Below are 21,995 nucleotides of genomic sequence, written 5' to 3'. Positions count from 1 at the left end.
GCCCTCTAAATCCCATCGAAACAACACCCCTTACCAATCAGGTGCTGCAGCGATCACTTGAGCCTGCCCGGCGTGTCGCGTACCGATGCGGACGCTCACAGAGACGTGATGACGGGAGTCATCCCATCCACCGCCGGCGCTACCAGCTGAAGACGACTCCTCGCCGATTCTGGTTCTGCGGCATCACCTGACTGACGTGGGGTGCCCGGGTCTGCGGCACCGCCTTGATCGACACGCTGCCGTTCGTCTCGCACCGGACGTGACTGCCTGCGTCCTGACAGGTCGGCCGAGCACCGGCCACCGGGGCCGAGATCACCGCCGCCACGGCCACACCGACGAACACCAATGCACCAGTTCGCTGAAATGTCATGCCGCTCTGCCCTCGCCTCGCGTTTGTGTCATGTGGATCGGTCCGGTCATGGGCAGGCCGATGCCAGGATCCGGGCTGCCGGATCAAGCGGCGCACCGGCGGTCTCGGCATGCCGGAAGGCCTCGTCGCGGGCGGCCTCGACGGTGACTCCAGCCCCGCCTGCCACGATGCCGGAGCCGTCATCGGCGCCGACGGAAACCACGCAGAGATTGTCGTTGGTCACCTCGTCGCGGCTGCATTCCACGGCCCCCGCCCGCTCGCACTCCGCGATGACGGCCGCCGAGGCGGCCGCGTTGTCGACGCCGGTCGCGCTGTACCCGACCAGGGTTCCGTCGAGCACTCCGGAACCGACCGCCTGCGAGATGTTCTCGTCACCCTCGACGACACCGCTGGGCCCACCGGCCCATGCCGAGGCCGCCGACACCACCGAGACGAGCACGCCCGCGGCGAGCATCGCCGAACCTGTCCGAATGCGCGCCATTGGGCTCCTCACGTGTGCCGACCGCCGGAAGGTTAGACCCACACCACCCGCGGCGGGGATGGTGTCGGCAAAGGGTTGTCGCGGGCGACAGTATCAGGAGGTCGAGTGCATGGCGTGGCCCCGCCCTGGCTTCACGCAGGTGTGGTCAACCGCCCACGCCCGCGAGGTCGGACGTCGAGCAGCAGGCGATGAATGATTCAAGCAGTCGACGCGACGAGTTCTCCACGCTCCAGTTCACCTCGGGGTGCCACTGCACCGCGAGGAACGGTCGCTCGGTGGACTCGTAGGCCTCGATCAGCCCGTCAGCGGCACGCGCGGCCACGACGAAACCGTCGGCGAGATCGCGGATGCCCTGGTGGTGCTGACTGTTGACCGGCAGCATGCCGTCCCTGGCCATCCACTCGGCCAGCCGGGAGCCCGTGGTCACCTCGACCTCATGAGCCATCTCCATGAGCCGATCCTCACCCAGCCGATGCACGACGTCGGAGGCATGATCACGCGCCAGATCGACGTAGAGCGTGCCGCCGCGCTGGACGTTCACCAGCTGCGCACCCCGGCAGATCGCCAGGGTGGGGACGCCGCGCTGCCAGGCGGCCTCGAACGCCGCGATCTCGTTGGCATCGCGCGTCGGGTTCGTCCCGACCACGGTCGGATCCTCGGGGTCGCCGCCGTAGCGTCGCGGATCGACATCACCTCCCCCGCTGATGACCAGCCCATCCACCTGCCCCATCAGCGCATCCAGATCTGCTGTGGCCGTAGCACATTCCACTGCGACCACGATGGCCCCACATTCCTGAAGGCCGTCGAACATCCGCCGCCAGTGCAGCATCCACGAGAACTCCGAGGTGTTGACCGTGACGGCGATAACCGGCTTTGCAGACAAAATCTTCCTATCTCATCAACTCAGGCGAACGGCGATGCGGCGGAGCAGCTTGGTGGCCAGGATGTAGGCCGTGGCACCGAACGGCCACTGCGACACGATCCGGCCGCTGCCGGCCTGGAAGTAGTTGCGGGTGCCGGCCCACACCGTCTTGGCCAGCTTCTCCTGAATCCACTCGTTGTAGACCACGAACGCCGACCGGCGCACCTCGATCGTCCGGCGGCGCTCCTTGGCGGCCCGGCCGATCAGGCTCGCCGCGAACGCGGCCTGCGCCTCGTAGAACGACACCAGCGGAATGGAGTTGGTGTTCGGGCCGTACATGATGAAGAAGTTCGGGAACTTCGGCACCATCATGCCCAGGAAGGCCTCCGGCTCACCCTGCCATTCGGAGTGCAGTTCCACCCCGCCGCGACCGTGCACCCGGTAGTTGCCCAGGTAGTTGGCCGCGTCGAAACCGGTTGCCAGCACCACGATGTCGAGTTCGTGCTCGTCACCGTTGGCGTCGACGGCGCCCGTGCGGGTCAGGCCCTTGACGGCGTGCGGCACCAGGGTGACCTTGGGGCTCAGCAGCGACCGGTAGTAGGTGTCGCTGACGACCGTGCGCCTGCCCTCGTACGGGAACGACGGGGTGGCCAGCTTGAGCAGATCAGGCCGCGACCCCAACTCGCGGTGCAGGAACGCCTCGGCGGCGCGGCGCTTGCGCTTGTTGGTGAAGCCGTTGGCCCGGGCGTGGCTGGAACGGTACTGCCGCAGGTCGTAGTTGACGTACAGCTTCATCCGGCGGTAGGCGTACACCGGCAGCAGTCGGTTCAGGCGCCGCTCCGACGCAGTGAAGTCCCGGCTCTCCTTGGGCAGCAGCCAGTTCGGCTCGATCTGGAAGATCTTGACGTCCTTGCCGACTCGCTCAGCCTCGGTCACCACCTGGACGGCCGACGAACCGGTGCCGACCACGCCGATCGACTTGCCGGTCATGTCCACGCCTTCGGGCCAGCGTGAGGTGTGGCAGACCACGCCCTCGAAGTCGTGCTCCTCGCGGGCGAACGGCGGCAGCAGCGGGATGTTCAGGAAGCCGACGGCGCTGATGACGGCGGTGAAGCTGCCGTGGTCCTCCCCCGAGGAGGTGGTCAGCGTGTAGGTCTCGTCGGTGTCGGACCAGGTGACGTCCTCGACCTTCTCGTTGAACCGGATGCGACGGGGCAGATCCCATTTGCGCGCCACGTGGTTGAGGTAGCCGAGCAGCTCACGCCAACTGGCGTGGGTCCGGGTCCAGTCGTACCGTTCGAAGGAGAACGAGTAGATGTGCGACTCCAGGTCCACCTCGGCGCCCGGGTAGCGGTTGTAGAACCAGGTGCCGCCCAGTTCCGGCGCCTGCTCGAAGATCGTGAAGTTCTCGATCCCCTTCTTGCGCAGGGCGATGGCTGCGGCGATGCCGCTGAACCCCGACCCGATGATCGCGACTCGGGGAGTGGCACCAGCAGGTGCGTTCATCCTTGGTCTCCTGTCCATGATGCGGAAAAACGAGGGGCGGGCCAGAGCGACTTCGCCGGAGAATGTCGAACCTAAAGTTCTATAGGTTCATTATTTAGGCCTTTATTGAGAATGTCAACGGTCACCCCCGGCCGTCACCGCGGTGACCTACTTGATCTGGTTGCTCCACCCGCCGTCGACGACGAGGTCGGTGGCGGTGATGAAGGACGCTTCGTCAGACAGCAGGAACGCGATGGCGTTGGCGATGTCCTCGGGCAGGCCGAGACGGCGCAGCGGCGTGCGCTGCTCCATGTTGGTGCGGCGCGCCGGATCCTCGGTGTACAGATACTCGATCATCGGCGTCAGGGTGGCGCCCGGGCACACGGTGTTGCACCGGATGCCCTCCGGTCCCAGCTGCAGTGCCAGCGCCTGGGTCAGCGATACCACGGCGGCCTTGCTGACCTGGTAGGCGTCCAGCGGCGAATCCATGCCACGCAGGCCCGCAGTGCTGGCCACGTTCACGATGCTGCGCCCAGTTCCTTTGCGCAGGTGCGGGATCGCGGCCCGCGTGACGTGCCGCAGGCCGTGCAGGTTGACCCCGAGGGTGATGTCCCAGATCGACTCGTCGATGTCGAGCATCGACCCGTCGCGGTCGAACAGGGCGACGCCGGCCGCGTTGACCAGGTGGTCCAGTCCGGCCCCGGCCAGCGGTTCGAACAGCTCCTCCGGATCGCCGGAGCGCAGGTCGAACGGGATGTATTCGACGCCGGCCGGGAACTCCGGCGCCGACGGGTTCAGATCGGTGGCGATGACCCGAATCCCTTCGCGCGCCAGGCGTTCCACGGTGGCCGACCCGATGCCGCCACCGGCCCCGGTGACCAGTGCGGTGCGCGTCACCGCGCCACGCCCAGGGCCGCGGCCAATCGCTGACCGGCGAACGTCATGGCCTCGGTGGCGTTCGGGAACACCTCGTCGAGTCCGAAGAAGCCGTGCACCAGCCCCGGGGTGAGGTGGCTTTCCACCGGGACGCCTGCGTCGGCAAGGGCTTTGGCGTACAGCTCGCCCTGCGGCCGGATCGGATCACACTCAGCCAGGATCACCGTGGCCTCCACCGCTCCCGACAGATCCGCGTCAAGGACATTGACCCGCGGATCGGAGGCGGCCGCCGGGCTCGACAGGTAATTGTCCTGGTGCCACTGCAACTCGTCGCGCTCGAGCATGACGCCGTCGTATTCGGCGTCCATGCCGCGCGTCAGATCCGTGGTGGTCACCGGGTAGACCAACAGCTGGTGGCGCAATGCCGGACCACCGGCGTCACGGACGTGCAGGGCCACCACCGCTGCCAGGTTTCCACCCGCACTGTCGCCGGCGACGGCGACCCGCGTGGTGTCGACGCCGAGGTCCGCCTTCGGGCTGACCGCCCAGTTGAGCGCGTCGATCGCATCGTGGACCGCCGTCGGGAACCTCGCCTCCGGTCCGCGCCGGTAACCGACCGACAGCACGGCGCTGCCGGACGCCAGCGCCAGCAGGCGCGTCGCGACGTCGTGGGAGTCGATGCTGCCCAGCAGCCATCCCCCACCGTGGTAGTAGACGGTCAACGGCAGGTCCGAACTGTCGGACGGCAGGTAGAGGCGACCGGGGAGCTGCGCGCCGTCGCGGGTCGGGATGGTGACGTCGACGGTCCGGAAGATGTCGGGTTTGGCCAACGCGCCGAAGGTGTTCTCAAAGTTCTGTCGGGCGGTGGGGACGGGCAGCAGATGGGCGTTGGGACGTCCCGAGGCCTTCGCGTCGTCGAGCATCTTCTGTGCGATGGGATCAATGGGCATGTGCGGCTTCTCTTTCTTCTCGTCTTGTGGGCAGCGCTATACGCGCTCGTAGTAGCGGCGGGATTCCCAGTCGGTGACGGTGTGGGAATCGAAGGCGACCAGTTCGTTCTGCGCCGACTCCAGCAGATGCGCATACACCTCGTCGCCGAACGCCATCCGCGCCATCTTGTTCTCGGCGAACCGGTCCAGCGAACGATGCAGCGAGGTGGGCACAGTGACGATCTCGTCTGTGGTCCAGGCGTTTCCGCTGAACACCTCCGGCGCCTCGAGGCGACGCTCGATGCCGTCGAGCCCAGCCGCGATGGTGCCCGCGTAGGCGTAGTAAGGGTTCACGTCGGCACCAGGAATCCGATTCTCCACCCGGAACGACGGACCCGAGCCCACCAGCCGGAACGCGCACGACCGGTTGTCGTAACCCAGTGCGATCGCCGTGCCGGCGAACTGATCCGGCTGGAAACGCTTGTAGGAGTTGATCGTGGGAGCGAACAGCAGGCTGATGTCGACGGCATGGGCGAGCTGTCCGGCCACAAAGGAGCCGAACGTGGGCGCCATCCGTCCCGGGTCGGATTCCGACCAGCACAACGGCGTCGACTCGTCGGCCGACCACATGCTGACATGCAGGTGACACGACGATCCGACATCGTCGATCTTCGGTTTCGCCATGAAGGTCGCGGTCAGATCAGCGCGATGCGCAAGCTGTTTGACGCCGTACTTGAACAGCACGTGCCGGTCGGCCATCTCCAGGGTGGAGCAGTAGTCGAGGGTGACCTCCTGCTGTCCCAGTCCCCATTCGGGTTTCGAGGACTCGATGGGCACGCCGAACTTCGGCATCTGATTGCGGATCTGCTCGATGAACCAGTCGTCGCGGCTGGCCTGGATCATCTGATAGTCGGATCGGTAGTCCGACAGCATCTTCAGCTCCCGGTAACCCTGCTCCCAGGCCTGCCGGGGCGGCACCGCAGCCAGATAGAACTCCAGCTCGGAGGCGAACTTGAACGCCAGTCCCTGCTGGGCTGCCCGCTCGATCTGCCTGCGCAGGATCGACCTGGGCGCCACCGCCAGCAGCGTGTCCGACCCCATCTCGTAGGCATCGCAGATCACCAGCGCAACATTGGGTTCCCACGGCACCCGCCGCAGTGTCGTGAGATCGGGCACCAGCCGGATGTCGGCCCAGCCGTTCTCGGCGTTGGCCACCGGCAGGTCCAGCGGTTCCATCTCGAGGTCGACGGCGAAGACGAACCCACTCGCGGCGACACCGGCCCCGGTCAAACCCAGTTCACGGAACGCCGGGATCGTCAGACGCTTCCCCACCAGTCGTCCGTACGGATCAGGCGCGGCGCACACCACGGTGTTGATCTCTCCGCTGCGGGCGAGGGCCTCGAACTGGTCGAGGTCCAACAGGTTTGCATCAGACGTCGTCATTGGTGCTCCAGGTGTCGAGTGAGTTCCCAACCGGTGATGGTCGTGCGCAGCCACGTCTCGTAACGCTGCAGTTCGGCGCGGCGAGTGGCCGCAAATGAAGCGCAGAACTGTGGGCCGAGGAGTTCGGGCAACCACGTCGAGCCCTCGAACCGGCTCAGCGCGGCACCGAGGTCGCCGGGCAGCGTGAGCGGATCCTCGTCGCGGCCCGGCAGCGCCGTCCGTTCCCGCAGCCCGCGCAGCCCGGCGGCCAGCAGGGCGGCCGCAGCGAGGTAGGGGTTGGCGTCCGCGCCGGGGCGACGGTGTTCGACCCGAGCGGACTTCCGCTCACCGAGCAGGACGCGGGCCGCCGTGCTCCGATTGTCGAACCCCCAGTCCGCCACCGATGGTGTGTACATCTCGGGATCGATGCGCTTGTAGGAGTTGATGTTCGGGTTCATCATCAACACCGTGTCGGGCATGCCCGCCAACAGGCCGGCCAGGTAGTGGGTGCCCTCCTCCGAGAGAGCGGCGCCGGTCTCGTCGGCGAAGACGTTGATCCCGTCGCGCGTCAGGCTCGAATGCACGTGTCCCCCGGCGCCTGACTTGTCGGCGTACGGTTTCGACATGAAACTGGCGTGCATTCCCCGCTCGGCGCACAGGTCGCGCAGGTACTGACGGGCGCGGGCCGCGTTGTCCGCAGCGCGGATCGCGGGCGCCGGCGCGAGGGTGAACTCGAAGAATCCGGGCCCCAGTTCCCCGTGGAACATCTCCACCTCGATGCCAACCTGCTGCATCCGGTTGATGAAATCAGTGGCCAGAGAGTGAATTTCATTGCCACGAGTGAGGCTGTACGCATTCTCGGTGCGTCCGAAGGGAACGTAGCCGGGCAGCGCGCCGCCCACGCCGGGTGCACCCGGGGACTCGATGAACAGCCACATCTCGTATTCGAAGCCCAGCACCGGCTGCAGCCCCAGCTCGGCGTATCCCTGGTTCAGCGATCCCAGCACCGCACGCGGCGACAGCTCAAGCGGCTGCCCGTCGGCGCCGGTCAGTTCGGCGATCACCGCATCGGTGCCCGGACGCCACGGCAGCTCGATGCGGGTCGACTCGTCGGGCACCAACCGCGCGTCAGGGTAGCCGTTGCCGGCGTTGCTGAACGGGGTGTCGGTGACGTCGTCGGTGACCGACAGACCGTAGAGGATCGTGCAGAACGAGAGACCCGAACCGCCGGTGGTCTTGTCGGCCCGGGCCAGTTTGCCGCGGAGCCCGAGGTCGTAGTCGGCGACCTCGAGCTGTGTCATCGCCACGGTGTCAGCCATGCGCAGTCTCCCTCGATGGACTCGGACGCAGGGCTGGATCGCGGCCAACCCGGCGATAGACGGAATCGGGAACGTCGGCGGGGTCGTGATAGACCCACCAGGTGCACGACGTGGTGGTGGCTTCGGGGCCCCAGGTCGGCGGATCGATCACCCGCGTGGGATGACCCAGCCGGTCGATCGGCATGACCTCGTTGAGCTGGCAGCAGTGCACGCAGTAGGAGCAGATGCCGACGGTGTTCCAAGCCCAGTCGTGTGGCTGCGTGGTGACCGCGAAACCGAACGGAGCTCCCGACCGCGGCTGGCCGTCGGTGATCGCCGGATCCAACGAACGGCCACCCGAGCCGCACGGGGCGAACCTGAAGCCGGTCCGGTGGGGCTCCTCGATGAGCTCGATGTCGCCCTGTCGTCCGGTGCCGGCGAGGTGCGCGTGGAAGCCGTCGACGATCGCGACCATCAACTGGTGCGCCGACTGTTCCCACGGCTGGTTCGTCAGCGCGTAGCGGCGCTCGTGGACGTCGTACCAGTCGCCCATCAGGTGGTCCCACAGGGCGCCGAGCGCCGACTCCCCGACCAGCCTGACGGCGATGTCGATCATGCCGGCGACTCGGTCCACCGCACGGTCATGGATGCCCTGCCACACCCGCCGGGCGGCCTCGATGCTCTCCGCCGCCGCCGGGTCCTGGTCACGGCACAACCGCGCGGCAGCCGCTGCCGCGGCGATGTACTCCGGCCACTCGGCCGCGATGCCGGCCATCGCCGGCTCACCGATCAGATCGCCGAGTCGGCGCACCGCCTCTTCGACAGCGACCTCCGTGGCGCCATGGTCGCGGACCCACTGCAGCGTGGCGGTGGGCCAGCGGTCGTAGACGTCACGCAGCTCCTCGGCCTCGAGGACCGACACCTCGACCAGGCGCGCGGCGGCCTCCCACTCGGCCGCGTGCACCTTCTCGATCGCGGTCCGGAAGGTGCCGCGGGACAGTTCCGCCCAGCTGCCCTGGCGCGCATCGCGCCCGAGCGAGGGTTCGTACGCCACCACGGGCGGCACCGGCGTGGTCATGACAGCTGGAAGCCTCCGTCGACTCGCAGGTCAGAACCGGTGATGTAGCTGGCCTGATCACTGAGCAGGAACGCGACGGCGTTGGCGATCTCGTCGGCGGTGGCGAACCGACCGGCGGGCACCCGCGGCGCCAGCGAGGGCGGCAGGCTGCTGGTGTCGCCGTGAGCCGCGGCCATGGCGGTGGCCACGAAACCTGGCGAGACGCTGTTGACCCGCACACCGTCGGCCGCCAGGGCCCGCGCCGCACTCTGGGTGAGCATCTGCAGAGCGGCCTTCGACGCCGCGTACTGCGGAGTCGGGTCGGGGTCGGTCAGCGCCACCACCCGGGTGGCCTCGATCGAGGCGATGTTGACCACCGAGCCAGCCTGCGAGCGGCGCAGCGACGGTGTCAACGCATCCAGCACGTTGTATGCGCCGACGAGGTTGATGTCCAGACACCGCAGCCACTGCTCACGGGTCACCCCACCGAAACCGGTGGTCTCAATGATCCCGGCGCAGTTCACCACGTAGCCGACGTCGTCCGCCGCGATTCCGGCTGCCGCGAGCCTGCCGAGCAGGTCGGTGTCGCGGACATCGGCCGCGCAGCAGGCCTGCATATCGGGACCGAACTGCGGGTCCGGCTGCGGTTCCCGAACGTCGAGCCGGATGGTGCGCACACCCGCCGCCATCAGCGTGCGCGCGGTGGCCGCTCCGATGCCGGCTGCGGCCCCGGTGACGACGGCGTCTCCACCGCTGAACGTCAGCGCGAGGGTCTTGGCTCCCATGGAGATCATGCCTGCCCGTATCGGCGCTGGTGCTCTGCCATCGCATCAGCGAAGCACTCCCGCGGCGCACGGATGACACCGGCTCCGATCTGGCCGCCGTCGCGGCCGGCGAGTCCGACGTCCATGACCGGCAGCACTCCGCTCTCGAGCACCTTGCGGGCGTCGATGCCGGTGGGCGTGCCGCGGAACTCGAACAGCGGGATGCGGTAGGTGCTGTTCTCGCCGTGGGTGATGTCGTACATCTCTCGATTGCGCTCGATCATCACCTCGGGCGAACCGCCCTGGTATTCCTGCAGCGACAGGGCGCAGGCCTGGGCGAATCCGCCAAGCCCGATGGTCTCGGTGATCGGGGACTCACCACCCATCCAGGTGATCTCGTCCTCGGTGTGGCCGGCGAACAGCTTGCCCTGATGGATCGGCGGCGGTCCCTCGAACCAGGTGTCGCCGAGACCGGCCAGCTTGATCGCGAAGCCGCGGCAGCTGAAGGCCATCGCCGAGACCAGGGTGGACCCGGGCACGACCATGGCGTCGGCGGACGCCTTCGCGGCGGCCATCGACAGGCGCAGGAAGAAGTAGTCGTTCTCCGCCAGGTGCAGGATGGTCTCGCGAACGCCCGGGACCTTGTCCTCCACCATGTCCAGGATCGACGGCATGATCTCACGGTTGAACAGGATCGAGGCGGCCGCATTGCGGCTGTGCACCTCGTCGCCCATCCGGAGCGCCCGGGCGATCAGAGACTTGAGCGCGATACCGCCCCGACGGCGGATCGCCTCGCCCACCACCGGCGCGAGCACGTTGTTCACGTGCAGCAGACGGTCGCGGACCCCGTCGTCGTAGCAGCCGTAGTTGAGCCGGCGCGGCTCCTTGCCCTCGTAGAAGTTGCAGAAGCCGCGGTTGCCGTGCGCGCGGTTCTCCACGACGAACACCGGCATGGAAGCCGTGTAGATCCCCGCCAGGGAACCGACCGCCGAGTAGTCGTGGCAGGCGCCGACCTCGATGCGTCCCGAGTCGAAGCCTTCGATCGCCTCCTCCCGAGTCTGCGCCAGCCCTTCGAACAGGGCGCCGCCGATCAGCGCCTCGCGCTGCCCGCCGGTGTATTCCGACCACGGCATCGGTGCGCCCGACGTCAGGACGAGGTTGTCGCGGTAGCCGGGCAGCACATCGCGGGCCGGCGCGACATCGACGACCCAGGGATCGGCCTCGTTGAGTCGCGCGAACGCCGCCGCGTTGGCCGCCTCGACGGAGGTGGGGTTCTCAATCGTCGTGGTCACCAGGCGACCACCCCTCCGTCGACCAGCAGCGTCTGCGCGGTGATGAACGAGGCCCGCGGGGAGATCAGGAACTCGACCGCCTCGGCGACCTCTTCGGGCTCGCCGATCCGCTTGAGCATCGCGTAGCTGGCGCTGACCTCTTCACCGCCCGAGACCCGAGCCATCGACGGGCTCATCGGAGCCCGGATGACGCCGGGGGCGACGTTGTTGACCCGGATCCCGCGGGGGGCGAGCTCCTCGGCGACATAGCGGGTGTAGGCCGCGATTCCGGCCTTGGTGGCACCGTAGACCGAAGCGCCGCGGAACCGGCCGAAGTGTCCGGTCAGGCTGCCGATGTTCACGATCGCGCTGCCCTCGGTGAGCAGCGGTGCCACCGCGTCGGTGACCCGGGCCATGCCGGCGATGTTCACCTGGAACATCAGCTCCAGCTTCGCCTCATCCAGCTCACCCAGGAATGAATCCCGAAGGATGCCAGCGCAGTTCACCAACCCGTACAGCGATTCTCCGGGCTCCACGACGGATTCGACTGCCGAGGCGACACTTTCACGGTCGCTCACGTCCATCACCACTGTCAGCGCACCGTTCAGTCCGGCGGCGTCGAGGTCCAGCGCGTCGATCGCCGGCTTGAGGTCGGCCGCGACGGCGACATAGCCGCTCTCCATCAGACGACGGCAGATCGCCTGGCCGATGACGCCGGCACCGCCGGTAACGATGACTTTGTTTCCCACCGCGATACCCCTTCTGGTTCATGCCTCACTTGCGAAGTGACCTCAGTCTCACGCATAAAGAACTATTGGTCAAGTGTTTAGGTCTTTAATCCTCTTGACACGTCAGCCATCCCGCTCGCCGGCACCGATATGGCCCATTGGCTCGGACATACCCGCATTGACCGCCTCGTGGGTTACCCTTCGACGAAAGGAAGGGGTTCTACATGTCGGATGTGCACGCTTCGGCGTTGAGTCCGGTACGACAGATCCCTGCCCACGAACTCGTGGTGGACCAGATGCGCCGCGCCCTCGAACTCGGGCAGTTCCGGCCCGGCGACAGGCTTCCCACCGAGCGTGAGTTGGCCGAAACACTGGACGTGTCAAGGACCACCGTCCGTGCGGCCGTTGCAGTTCTGGAGCGCGAGGGCCTCATCGCCGTGCGCCGCGGCCGCGGCGGCGGCTTCACTGTGCAGGCGCCGGTGTACGACGCGGCCGAGATGCGCCGGGAGTTTCGGCGCGACAAGCGCGCCATCCGGGACGCGTTCGACTATCGCACCATCGTCGAGACCGGAGCCACCCGGCTGGCGGCGAACCGTCGCCGCGCCTCCGATCTGCACGAGCTGCACAAGCTGCTGCGCGGTATGGACACCGCGCTGCACACCGCATTGGCCGAGCAGTCTGCCCGGCACACCAGCGACTTCCAGACCCTGGACTCGGCGTTTCACCTCGGCATCGCCCAAGCCGCACAGAACGACCGGCTCCTCGAGGCCGTCGCCGATGCGCGCAGGCGGATGTGGCTGCCGGTCGGTGCGATCTTCGGCCGCCTCGAACCCAATGCCAACGACTACCACGAGGCCATCCTCGAGGCCATCGAGAACCGAGACCCCGAGCTCGCCGCGGCCCGCATGGAGGCCCACATCAACGACACCCGCCAGACCATCGAGGCCTGGCTCAAGCGCTGAGGCCGCGCGGCCGCAGAGCTCACTGAGACTCCGGGAACTCCGGCAGGGTCTGTCCACCGTCGACGACCAGGGTCTGGCCGGTGACAAAACCCGCCTCTTCACTCGCGAAGTACATTGCGGCGGCGGCGATGTCAGCCGGAGAACCCAGTCTGCGCTGGGGAATGCAGGCGATCATGCTCGCGATCGCCTCTGCGCCGAGGCCGTCGAGCCCCTCGGTTCGGATACTGCCGGGCAGGACCGCGTTGACGGTGATCCCGTCTCGCGTGAGCTCCAGTGCGGCACTTCGCACGAAGCCCAGCTGGGCGGCCTTACTGGCGCCGTAGTGACTCAGGCCGGGATAGCCCGTGATCGGACCGGTGATCGATGACGTCACGACGACCCTGCCGCGCCCGGATGCGCGCAGCGCCGCCCGGCACGCCTGCACGCTGAATATCGTGCCGCCGACGTTCACGGCCAGGATCGAGGTGACGTCATCCTGGGTGAGGTCGTCGATCTGCGCCTCGGGATAGATTCCGGCGTTGGCGCACAGGACATCCAGTCCACCGAGACGCTGCTGACACTCCTGCGCCATCCGGTCACAGGAGTCCCGGTCGGCGACGTCGGCGACGATCGTCTCCACTCGCCTGCCCGGTGCGGACAACCTTTCAGCGGCCGTGGCCAATGTCGCCGGGTTTCGTCCGGCGATCGCCACGGCGGCTCCCACCTTGAGGAACTCCTCGGCGATGCCCAGGCCGATGCCCTGACTTCCGCCGGTCACCAGGACCTTCATCGTCGACCAGTCAGTCATCGATTCCACATCCGCTCTCGTGTTCCTGTGTCATGAAAGCGCATGCCCGGCTTGGCTTGTGGGGGGGAAAAGCCAAGCCGGGCATGCAGATTGAGGTGGCTAGTCAGCCGAGCCGGAAGATCCGTCGTCGAAGACCGTGCTGCCGATCCGCGCGTACAGATCGGGCCGAGCCTTTCGCCAGTACAGCGCCAGTGCCATGGAACCGAACAGCAGACCCACCAGGATGAACGGGATCATCTTGAAGAACAGAGTTTCCGATGCCGTTCCCGCGGCCGCCTGCATGTTGGTCAGCATCAGGTAGATCACGTAGACCATGCCTGCGCCACCGATGATGGGGCACAGAATGGTGCGCCACCAGCTTGCGGTCTCCGGGTGCTCCTTCTTGATGTGGAAGTAGATGATGGTCGTCGCCGAACACATCGTCTGCACCACCAGCAGGCACAGTGTGGCCAGAATCGCCACCAGCACAAAGAGATCGGCGTAGGGATCCGAACCCGACACGGAGCACACGGTCAGCAGCACAGCGGCGAAGACGCTCTGCACCAGCGAGGCCACCCACGGCGAGGAGTGCTTGGGGTGGGCCTCACCCAGGCGCCGGGGCAGCAGGCCGTCCCGGCCGAAGGCGAAGAGGTAGCGGGCAGCCGAGTTGTGGATCGCCAGCGCGCAGGCGAAGGATCCGCCGAGCACCAGCCACTCGAACACCGTGACCGCCCAGGGGCCGAGGTAGGCCTCGGTGGGCACGTAGATCAAGTCGAACGGGTTTGAGCCGGAAGCCAATTCGACGGCCTTGTCGGGTCCGTTGCCCACGATCACACCCCAGGCCACGAAGGTGTAGAAGGCGCCGATGCCGATCACCGCGATGAGCGTGGCCAGGGGCACGATCTTCTTCGGGTTCTTCGACTCCTCACCGTAGATCGCGGTCGACTCGAAGCCGACCCAGGACCAGAAGGCCATCAGCAGGCCCAGGCCGACCACACCGCCGGCCACACCGTTGGTGCTCAGCGCCGAGGCGGGGTTCAACGATTCGAAGCTCATGCCGTCGGGGTGGTTGATCAACCCCGCGACCGAGGTGAGGGTCAGCATCGCGATCTCGGCGACCAGCACGACACCGAGGACCTTGGCGGCCACCGAGATGTCGAAGTGCGACAGCACGGCGATGGCCACCAGGCAGAACACCGCGTAGAGCTCCCACGGCAGATCGATGCCGAACTGGGAGGCCATGGCCTGGTTGGCGAACGCCGAGAAGATGCCGATCAGGCCGGCTTCCATGGTCATGTAGGTGAACGCCGGAAGCACGCCCGCGGGCAGGCCCGGAATCTTCGACCACCCGCGCGAGACGAAGGTGTAGAAGGCACCTGCGGCGGTGATGTGCCGCGCGAGGGCCACGAAGCCGACGCTGAACACCGTCAGCACGATCGTGGCGATGATGAACCCGGCGGGTGCGCCCAGACCGTTGCCGAATCCCACCGCAACCGGCAGGTTTCCGGTCATCGCGGTGATGGGTGCGGAGAATGCGACGACCATGAAGACGACTCCGACGAGTCCGATCGCGCCGCGCTTCAGCGTGGGTGTGTTCTGACCGGTCGGCGAGGTCGCCGTGGCCTTGGGCAAGGGTTCAACGGCCATGCGTTGCCTTCCTTTCTGGTGGGCTGGAGTGAGACTAGGGCCACAAAGACCTAAAAACAAGACCTATAGACCATTCTTAGCGCAGTGCGACGCCCCTCGCATCCGGAATGGCGCAGATTGCAGCCCATTTCCCAAAAAGGACTAAAGACCCACCCTTAGTGCCCAGAGTTTGGGAAGGATCCTCGTGGTGAGTCCTGACCGGCCCCAGAAGTGCCCCAGAAAGGCCACGAGGGCCGAGTCGGTACGTGCGACACGGAATGTCGCCGTACCCACTCGGCCCTCGTGGAAAAGGGATCCTAGGTGACGAGCGCGACCGAGTTGGCCCGGCGCAGCTTGCCCGACGGTGTCTTCGGGATGGTGCCCGGGCCCAGCACGACCACGTTGCGGGGCCGCACGTCGACCTCGGCGACCACCTCGTGGGCGACCTGGTGCTCGATCCGGCGCACCTCGGCGGGATCCTGATAGGCGTTGGACTCGACGGCCACCGCGAATGTCTCGCGCGAATGCCCGGCGTCCAGACGCACGGCGACCGCGCAGCCGGGACGCACGCCCTCGACCCGGCCCGCGGCGCGCTCGATGTCGGTCGGGTAGATGTTGCGGCCCGCCATGATGATGACGTCCTTGACACGACCGCACACCACGATGTGCCCGTTCTCCATGGTGTAACCCAGGTCGCCGGTGTCGTACCAACCGTGCTCGTCCTGCGCCGGGATGAATCCGCCCATGGTGGTGTGGCCGGGAGTCATCGCGTCGCCGCGCAGTTCGATCACGCCGACCGCACGCGCCGGACGGACATTTCCGTGTTCGTCGACGATGCGGGCCTCGATGCCCTCCAGCAGCGGTCCCAGCGAAGCGAGTCGCTTGGTGTTGCCCTTGGTGGCCGGAACGGCCTGACGCAGCGCGGCCAGCAGGTCCGCGTCGACCTCGTCGACCACCAGGCCCGCGTTGCACTCCGAGAACGACACCGCAAGCGTGGCCTCGGCCATGCCGTAGGCGGGCAGGATGGCCGATGGCTTGAGCCCGAAGGGCTTACCCGCGTCGATCAGGTCCTCGACGTCGGCCGGTTCGACGGGCTCCGCCCCCGACAGCGCGAACCGCAGCGTCGAGAGGTCGAACTGGCCGGGCTCGGCCTGCTTGCGCAGACGCTTGGCGAACAGCGCGTAGGCGAAGTTCGGGGCCGCCGTCATGGTGCCCTTGTACTTGTCGATCAGCTTGGCCCACAGCAGCGTGTCGCGCAGGAAGTCCATGGGCGTGACCTTGACCAGTTCGGCACCGAAGTACATCGGAACGGTCAGGAAGCCGATCATGCCCATGTCGTGGAAACACGGCAGCCAGCTGACCATGACGTCCTTGTCGACGTCGTACTCGGCGCCGATGAACATCGCCTCGGCGTTGGAGTGCAGGTTGCGGTGCGTGATGTGGACGGCCTTGGGCGACCCGGTCGAACCGGAGGTCAGCTGCATGAGCGCCAGGTCGTCCTCGTCGGTCTCGACGGGGTCGACGGGCTCGAACGCCAGCAGATCGGAGACCGTGAGGACCTTCAGGCCCTTCTCCTCCAACACCGGCGCGGCGGCCATGAAGGGCTCGGAGATGACCACGGCCTTGGCCTCGATCATGTCCACGACGTTCATCGTGTCCTCGGCCCACATCACCAGATCCGTGCGCGGTGTCGGCTGGTGAAGCATGGTCAGGCTCGCCCCGCGCATCCACAGGCCCTGCGCGGTGGGGGCGATCTCGACGGGCGCCCCCGCGAGCACACCGACGGCGTCACCGTGGCCGACGCCGGCGGCCGCGAGGCCTCCAGCAATGCGACGGGCGCGCTCATGCACCTCACCCCACGTGTGCCTGACCGGCTCGTGAGGTTCGCCGGTGACCATGCCCTTAGTGCTGGTCCTGGCGTTGTAGTACATCTTGTCGGTGAATCTGCTCACGAGGACCTCCTCGGCTGCGGGAGCAATTCCATGGTCCGCCCGTCGACGGGTGCTCCCAAGGAGGCACGCGAGAACAATTGAGCGGCAGTTGGATCTCGAAACGGCTGAGTACGGCGGGCACGCTGAACACCACCGGTGGCCCCGGCAGGCGAAACCTCAGCGGCTACAGATCGAGCGGTACCCATCACCGCGGATCATCTTAAACTCCTCTTAAGTAACCGGCCAAACTTTGCAGTTCGGTGAGACATATCCCACTGCACAGGTCGCCTCGGGCTGCTCATCCGGGCACAGATCATCGGTACGCGTCAACTGCTCACGATGCGTGCGCCGTGGACCGGGCCGCTTGCGACCCGCACCGTGCGGCACACCCCGGCACCGGCCAACTCGGTGCTGACGTCGACGGCCGCGGACTCCGAGGCACACAGGAACGCGCAGGTCGGCCCCGACCCCGAGACGATGCCGGCCAGCGCGCCGGCCTCCCTGCCCGCGCGCAGGGTGCGACGCAGGCCCGGATCCAGGCTCAGTGCCGCAGGCTGCAGATCGTTGCCGAGCAGCGGTGCCAGCGCCTTGGCGTCACCGGACGCCAGCGCGGCCAACACGGGTTCGGGATCCTCGAGCCGCGGCGGCGACCCCGCCTCGCGCAGCCGGTCGATCTCGGCGAACACCTTGGGCGTCGACAGGCCGTTCCGCCCGAACGCGAGCACCCAGTGGAACGTGTTGCGCGCGAGGACCGTCGCCAACTCCTCGCCCCGGCCCGTGCCCAATGCGGTCCCGCCGTGCAGCGCGAAGGGCACGTCGCTGCCCAACTGCGCCGCCAGCGCGTGCAGATCCCGGCGCGGAACGCCCTGCTCCCACAGCGCGTTGGCGGCCACCAGGACCGCCGCGGCGTCGGCACTGCCACCGGCCATCCCGCCTGCCACCGGGATGGCCTTGCGGATGGTGATCGCGACATCAGGTGTGCGGCCGACGTGCTCGGCCAGGAGTTCGGCGGCCTGCCAGGCCAGGTTGCGCTCATCGACCGGAAGATGCTCGGCGCCCTCGCCGAGGATGTCGAGTGACATCACATCCGAGGTCCGCACGGTCACCTCGTCGAACAGGGACACGGCGTGGAACACCGTCGTGAGCTCGTGATAGCCGTCGTCCCGAAGGTCGCCCACGGCCAGAAACAGATTGACCTTGCCGGGCACCCGCACGGTCACCGAACCCGTGGGCACCCAGTCGGCGGCGGTGTTGCCATCTGACGCGGTCACCGGACGAGGGTACCTAGGAACCGCCCCGAGGACGCCGAGGCCGCAATACGCTCAAGGGCGTGCCGCCTGCCGGTCCAGAACAGTGTGGTTACGTGCCCGAGAAGGTGCTGGGCCGTGGCGGCAGCGCCACTGTGTATCTGGCCCGCCGCGGCGCCGACAGCACCCCGGTGGCCCTGAAGGTTCTCGACACCGAGCACACCGAGCACACCGACGCCCGGATTCGGCTCGAGCGTGAATTCGCCTTCGCCAGGCGGGTGGACCATCGGCACGTCGTCACGATGTACGAGCACGGGCCCGACTGGCTGGCCATGCAGTATGTCGACGGCGGTGACATCGGCCACCTGGGATCCGACCGGCGGATGCGGGCACTGGCGCAGATCGCCGACGGGCTCGACCACACCCACCGGGCGGGCATCGTGCACTGCGACGTCAAACCGACCAACATCCTGGTGCATCGCGACTTCGAGGCCGGAGGCGCGGTGCTGATCGATTTCGGGGTGGCGCATTCCCTGGCGCAGGACATGGCGATCCGGCTGTCGCACGACCCGATGTCGAGGCTGTCGCTGGATCCCGCCCGCCGGATCACCCGGCATCCGGAGCACCGCGAACCGCTGATCCACGCGTCGCTGCCCTACGCCGCCCCCGAACTGCTGCTGGGCCGGATGCCGGCGGGCGGCACCGACCTCTACGCCCTGGCGTGCACTGCCGTCGAACTCCTCACGGGTGCGCCGCCGTTTCCCGCCGGCAGCGCGAACGAACTCATCGAAGCCCACCTCGACCGGCTGCCGCCGCCGACGGGCTTGGCCCGCGGGGTCGACTCGGTGCTCGCCAAGGCACTGGCCAAGGATCCGGAGGCGCGCTACGGCACGTGCCAGGAATTCATCGACGCGCTGGTCCGCGCGCTGCGCTGAATCGGCTAGAGAGCGGGGATGTCGCTGCGCTGATCGGACTCGCCGGAGCGCTGGTAGAGCCGGACGAAGTCCGCGATGGACAGCGTCTCACCACGGCGCGCCGGGTCGATGCTGGCGGCCAGCAGCCGGCTGGCCGACTCGTTGCCCGAGCCCGCCCATTCGACGAACGCGTTGCGCGAGGTCTTGCGGCGCTGCGCGAACGCGATGTCGACGAGTTCGAAGACCCGATCGCGGAAGTTCTCATCCGTGGGCCACGGCGACGTCTCGTACCGATCGATCCGGACCAGGCCGGAGTAGACGCGCGGGATCGGCCAGAAGACCGTGGGCGAGACCATGCCGTACCGGCGGACGCGACCGTAGAAGCGCACCTTGGCGCTCGGGACGCCGTACTCCTTGGTGCTGGGCTCGGCGGCCAGCCGCTCAGCCACCTCGGCCTGCACCATGACCATCACGGTCTTGATCGACGGGAACTCGGCGAGCAGGTGCAGCAGCGCCGGAACCGCGATGTTGTACGGCAGATTGGCGACCAGGGCGGTGGGCTCGGTGTCGAGGTCAGCCTGCTTGATCGTCAGGATGTCGCGGTTGAGCACCGTGAGCCGGTGGATCTCGCTGTGAGAGTGCGAGGCGATGGTCTGCGGAAGGCGTTGTGCCAGGACCGGATCGATTTCGACAGCGGTGACAGTCGCACCGCGGTCAAGGATTCCGAGCGTCAACGAACCCAGTCCGGGTCCCACTTCGATCACGCGGTCGTTGCGATTGATGCTCGACGCCGACACGATGCGGCGCACGGTGTTCGCGTCGTGGACGAAGTTCTGACCCAGCGACTTACGAGGCCGGAACTCGAGTTCCTTGGCCAGATTCCTTATCTCGGTTCGCCCGAGGAGTCGGATCGTCAGTTCACACCTGCCCTACCACTGCATGTTGGCCATGCACCCCAACCTTGCCGAGCCCGCGTCACCTCGGCGATCGCGATCTGTTCTTCACGAGTTGCCAGGTCCGCACGAGGAGCATAGCGCAAACCGCCCTGCCGTTCCCATGTGTTCAAGTCAAATTGCACGCCACCGTAGTAGCCGTTACCAGTGTTGATGGACCAGTTCCCGCCGGATTCGCAGCGTGCGAGCGCGTCCCAGATCAGTCCGTTGGTCACCGGCGGAACCTCGGTTCCCGGCTTTGCGCCGACCCTCACGACCGAATCCCGCGCGGGGGTCACCACGACATTTGCCACAGGGAGGCGCCCGGTTTCGACGCCGTTCACCTTCGCGACGGCGAACGTCACGTCCTGCGCGCCGGGCGTGCCCGGGTCCTCGACGACCTGACGGCTCATGTTCATCGTCGGATCCTCGATCCGCTGAGCGTTCGGGTCCAGGGGCCGGCGTTCGGTGACCTTCTCCACCCGGATCCGGGTGACCTGAATCTGCATGCCCTCGACCACGGGATCCGCACCCGCGGGCACGACCGTGTCGCTCTGTTCCAGCGGCACACCGGCTTCCGCGAGCAGACCGGCGACGTTCGGGGCGGCCAGGCGCACGGTGCGGACCGCGCCGCCGTCGTTGATGTGCACGGTCTTCGCGCTGACCACGGGAAGGGCCATCCCCTCCAACGGGACTCGGGAACCGCGCGAGGCCGCCGCCGGGGCCGTGTCGGTGAGCTTCAGTTGCGCCAACGCCTCATCGACGGTGGACGCCGTGGTCCACACCTGCCGGCTGCGCTGACCGTCCAACGAGAGTTCCACGGGCCTGCTGCGCTTGAGCACGATGGTCTCGGCGTCACGGACGGTGGAATCCGCGGCGGGCAGCAGGTCGTCGCGGTCGTCGACGTCGAAGCCGTTCTCGGTCACGACGTCGATGACGCGGGACTTCATGGTGGTCACGGTGATCGGTGCACCGTCGACGGACAGGGTGACGGTCTTGTGTGCCTTGACGGCGTATCCGCCCGCGAAGGTGAGCGCCAGCAGCATCGCGGCGACGAGCACCCTGAGCACGCGAGACTGCGATTGATGAAGTTGTGTCAGAGCATTCACCGCAGGCAGTCCAAACTCAGTCTCAATCCGGTGGGGACCGACAGGTCCCCCTGATGATCACAAGACGGTAACGAAGGCTCCTGCGGTGGGGCAAATTCGCAGGAGGACTCTCATAACCCTCACAGAGCCGGGCCGTCCTCCAGACCGTACACACGCCTGGCATTTGCCGACGAATCCGCAGCGAGTTCGCTCGCCGGCCTGCCGGTCAGGTCGGCCAGCGCACGCACCGTGTACGGCAGGCAGTACGGCTCGTTCGGCGCCCCACGGTGCGGATGCGGAGTGAGGAACGGCGCATCGGTCTCCACCAGCAGTTGCTCCCGCGGGATCAACACGGCGGCCTCCCGCAGGTCGGCGGCATTCTTGAAGCTGACCGTGCCCGACAGGCTGAGGTACCAACCGGCGTCGATGCACGTCCGTGCCATCTCCGGGCCCGACGAGAAGCAGTGGAAGATGACGTCGTCCGGGGCCCCTTCGGCACGCAGCACGTCGAGCACGTCGGCATCGGCGTCGCGGTTGTGGATCATCAACGGCTTGCCGGTCCGCTTCGCCAGGTCGATGTGCCAGGCGAACGATTCACGTTGCTGGGCGGGTTCGGCGCAGCCCTCGAGGCGGCCGGGCCAGTACAGGTCCATGCCGGTCTCCCCCACCGCGACGACCCGGTCTCGGCCCGCCAGGTCCTCGAGCACGGCCCGCGCGTGGTCGTCGAGAGCGTTCGCCCGAGTCGGGTGCAGCGCGACCGCGGCGTACACGCGGGAATCCCACTCAGTGGCCGCGGCGGCCCACGCAGCGGCCTCCAGGTCGTCGGCGATGGTCACCACGGCCTGCACCCCGACGGCTTCGGCGCGGTCGAGGATGTCGGCCACATCGCGGGCGTCGGAGGCGCCGCAGGCATCCAGATGGGTGTGAGCGTCGATCAACGGCGCGAGGGGCTCAGGTGCGGGAGGCGGCGTCCGGCGCCGGGAATC

At 67.4% G+C, this 21,995-nt stretch carries 21 protein-coding genes; 2 read left to right on the top strand and 19 right to left on the bottom strand.

Features of this window, described 5'->3' with window-relative positions:
- Positions 1-139: 139 nt before the first annotated feature.
- The 12 genes from A5727_RS13540 to A5727_RS13485 form a co-directional block, all read right to left on the bottom strand.
- Positions 140-370, bottom strand: a complete 231-nt coding sequence (locus A5727_RS13540) for a hypothetical protein (protein WP_068249869.1) — start codon at positions 368-370, stop codon at positions 140-142.
- Between the two features lie 46 nt (positions 371-416).
- Positions 417-851: a hypothetical protein gene (locus tag A5727_RS13535; RefSeq protein WP_068249867.1), complete on the bottom strand. Its 435-nt coding sequence runs from the start codon at positions 849-851 to the stop codon at positions 417-419.
- A gap of 145 nt (positions 852-996) precedes the next feature.
- On the bottom strand, positions 997-1,734 hold the full coding sequence (locus A5727_RS13530) for a gamma-glutamyl-gamma-aminobutyrate hydrolase family protein (RefSeq protein ID WP_068249865.1): 738 nt from the start codon (positions 1,732-1,734) through the stop codon (positions 997-999).
- A 15-nt stretch (positions 1,735-1,749) separates the two neighbouring features.
- On the bottom strand, positions 1,750-3,219 hold the full coding sequence (locus A5727_RS13525; RefSeq protein ID WP_068249862.1) for a flavin-containing monooxygenase: 1,470 nt from the start codon (positions 3,217-3,219) through the stop codon (positions 1,750-1,752).
- A gap of 147 nt (positions 3,220-3,366) precedes the next feature.
- Complete coding sequence (locus tag A5727_RS13520) at positions 3,367-4,095, bottom strand: SDR family NAD(P)-dependent oxidoreductase (RefSeq protein WP_068249860.1); 729 nt, start codon at positions 4,093-4,095, stop codon at positions 3,367-3,369.
- Positions 4,092-5,024 carry an alpha/beta hydrolase gene (locus A5727_RS13515; RefSeq protein ID WP_068249858.1) on the bottom strand — a complete coding sequence of 311 codons (933 nt, stop codon included), beginning with the start codon at positions 5,022-5,024 and terminating at the stop codon, positions 4,092-4,094. The genes A5727_RS13520 and A5727_RS13515 overlap by 4 nt, the downstream gene beginning before the upstream one ends.
- A 36-nt stretch (positions 5,025-5,060) precedes the next feature.
- A complete protein-coding gene (locus A5727_RS13510) occupies positions 5,061-6,446 on the bottom strand; it encodes a glutamine synthetase family protein (RefSeq protein WP_068249856.1) in 1,386 nt (461 codons plus the stop codon).
- Entirely contained in the window at positions 6,443-7,744 is a 1,302-nt protein-coding gene (locus A5727_RS13505; RefSeq protein WP_068249854.1) for a type I glutamate--ammonia ligase, read from the bottom strand. Before A5727_RS13505 ends, A5727_RS13510 begins: the two co-directional genes overlap by 4 nt.
- The gene (locus tag A5727_RS13500) at positions 7,737-8,801 is read right to left on the bottom strand and encodes a hypothetical protein (RefSeq protein ID WP_068249853.1); all 1,065 of its coding nucleotides are present in this window, start codon (positions 8,799-8,801) and stop codon (positions 7,737-7,739) included. The genes A5727_RS13505 and A5727_RS13500 overlap by 8 nt, the downstream gene beginning before the upstream one ends.
- Positions 8,798-9,565 carry an SDR family NAD(P)-dependent oxidoreductase gene (locus A5727_RS13495; protein ID WP_068249884.1) on the bottom strand — a complete coding sequence of 256 codons (768 nt, stop codon included), beginning with the start codon at positions 9,563-9,565 and terminating at the stop codon, positions 8,798-8,800. The genes A5727_RS13500 and A5727_RS13495 overlap by 4 nt, the downstream gene beginning before the upstream one ends.
- A 5-nt stretch (positions 9,566-9,570) precedes the next feature.
- Entirely contained in the window at positions 9,571-10,836 is a 1,266-nt protein-coding gene (locus A5727_RS13490; protein ID WP_068249852.1) for a YlbE family protein, read from the bottom strand.
- A complete protein-coding gene (locus A5727_RS13485; RefSeq protein WP_082949788.1) occupies positions 10,833-11,564 on the bottom strand; it encodes an SDR family NAD(P)-dependent oxidoreductase in 732 nt (243 codons plus the stop codon). Before A5727_RS13485 ends, A5727_RS13490 begins: the two co-directional genes overlap by 4 nt.
- A 203-nt stretch (positions 11,565-11,767) precedes the next feature.
- Here A5727_RS13485 and A5727_RS13480 point away from each other — a divergent pair, with 203 nt between their 5' ends.
- A complete protein-coding gene (locus tag A5727_RS13480; RefSeq protein ID WP_068249851.1) occupies positions 11,768-12,505 on the top strand; it encodes a FadR/GntR family transcriptional regulator in 738 nt (245 codons plus the stop codon).
- 19 nt (positions 12,506-12,524) lie between these two features.
- On the opposite strand, the gene fabG is transcribed toward A5727_RS13480, so the two are convergent.
- The 4 genes from fabG to A5727_RS13460 form a co-directional block, all read right to left on the bottom strand.
- On the bottom strand, positions 12,525-13,292 hold the full coding sequence (fabG, locus tag A5727_RS13475; RefSeq protein WP_068249849.1) for a 3-oxoacyl-ACP reductase FabG: 768 nt from the start codon (positions 13,290-13,292) through the stop codon (positions 12,525-12,527).
- 99 nt (positions 13,293-13,391) lie between these two features.
- Positions 13,392-14,918 (bottom strand): APC family permease, encoded by a 1,527-nt coding sequence (locus A5727_RS13470; protein ID WP_068249847.1) that lies wholly within the window; start codon positions 14,916-14,918, stop codon positions 13,392-13,394.
- Between the two features lie 296 nt (positions 14,919-15,214).
- Positions 15,215-16,849 (bottom strand): fatty acyl-AMP ligase, encoded by a 1,635-nt coding sequence (locus tag A5727_RS13465; RefSeq protein ID WP_068249844.1) that lies wholly within the window; start codon positions 16,847-16,849, stop codon positions 15,215-15,217.
- 305 nt (positions 16,850-17,154) lie between these two features.
- Positions 17,155-18,099 (bottom strand): 4-(cytidine 5'-diphospho)-2-C-methyl-D-erythritol kinase, encoded by a 945-nt coding sequence (locus tag A5727_RS13460; protein ID WP_068249843.1) that lies wholly within the window; start codon positions 18,097-18,099, stop codon positions 17,155-17,157.
- 59 nt (positions 18,100-18,158) lie between these two features.
- On the opposite strand from A5727_RS13460, the gene A5727_RS13455 reads away from it, so the two are divergent.
- Complete coding sequence (locus A5727_RS13455) at positions 18,159-19,010, top strand: serine/threonine-protein kinase (protein WP_068249842.1); 852 nt, start codon at positions 18,159-18,161, stop codon at positions 19,008-19,010.
- A 5-nt stretch (positions 19,011-19,015) separates the two neighbouring features.
- On the opposite strand, the gene rsmA is transcribed toward A5727_RS13455, so the two are convergent.
- The 3 genes from rsmA to A5727_RS13440 form a co-directional block, all read right to left on the bottom strand.
- Entirely contained in the window at positions 19,016-19,906 is an 891-nt protein-coding gene (rsmA, locus tag A5727_RS13450) for a 16S rRNA (adenine(1518)-N(6)/adenine(1519)-N(6))-dimethyltransferase RsmA (protein ID WP_068249839.1), read from the bottom strand.
- Complete coding sequence (locus A5727_RS13445) at positions 19,903-21,030, bottom strand: resuscitation-promoting factor (RefSeq protein WP_082949787.1); 1,128 nt, start codon at positions 21,028-21,030, stop codon at positions 19,903-19,905. Before A5727_RS13445 ends, rsmA begins: the two co-directional genes overlap by 4 nt.
- A 119-nt stretch (positions 21,031-21,149) precedes the next feature.
- Positions 21,150-21,947 (bottom strand): TatD family hydrolase, encoded by a 798-nt coding sequence (locus A5727_RS13440; protein ID WP_231992067.1) that lies wholly within the window; start codon positions 21,945-21,947, stop codon positions 21,150-21,152.
- Positions 21,948-21,995: the final 48 nt, after the last annotated feature.

It is taken from the genome of Mycobacterium sp. ACS4331, assembly GCF_001667265.1.
Classification (GTDB): domain Bacteria; phylum Actinomycetota; class Actinomycetes; order Mycobacteriales; family Mycobacteriaceae; genus Mycobacterium.
Note: the sequence above shows the minus strand (reverse complement) of the source record. Positions and strands in the feature narration are given on the sequence as shown.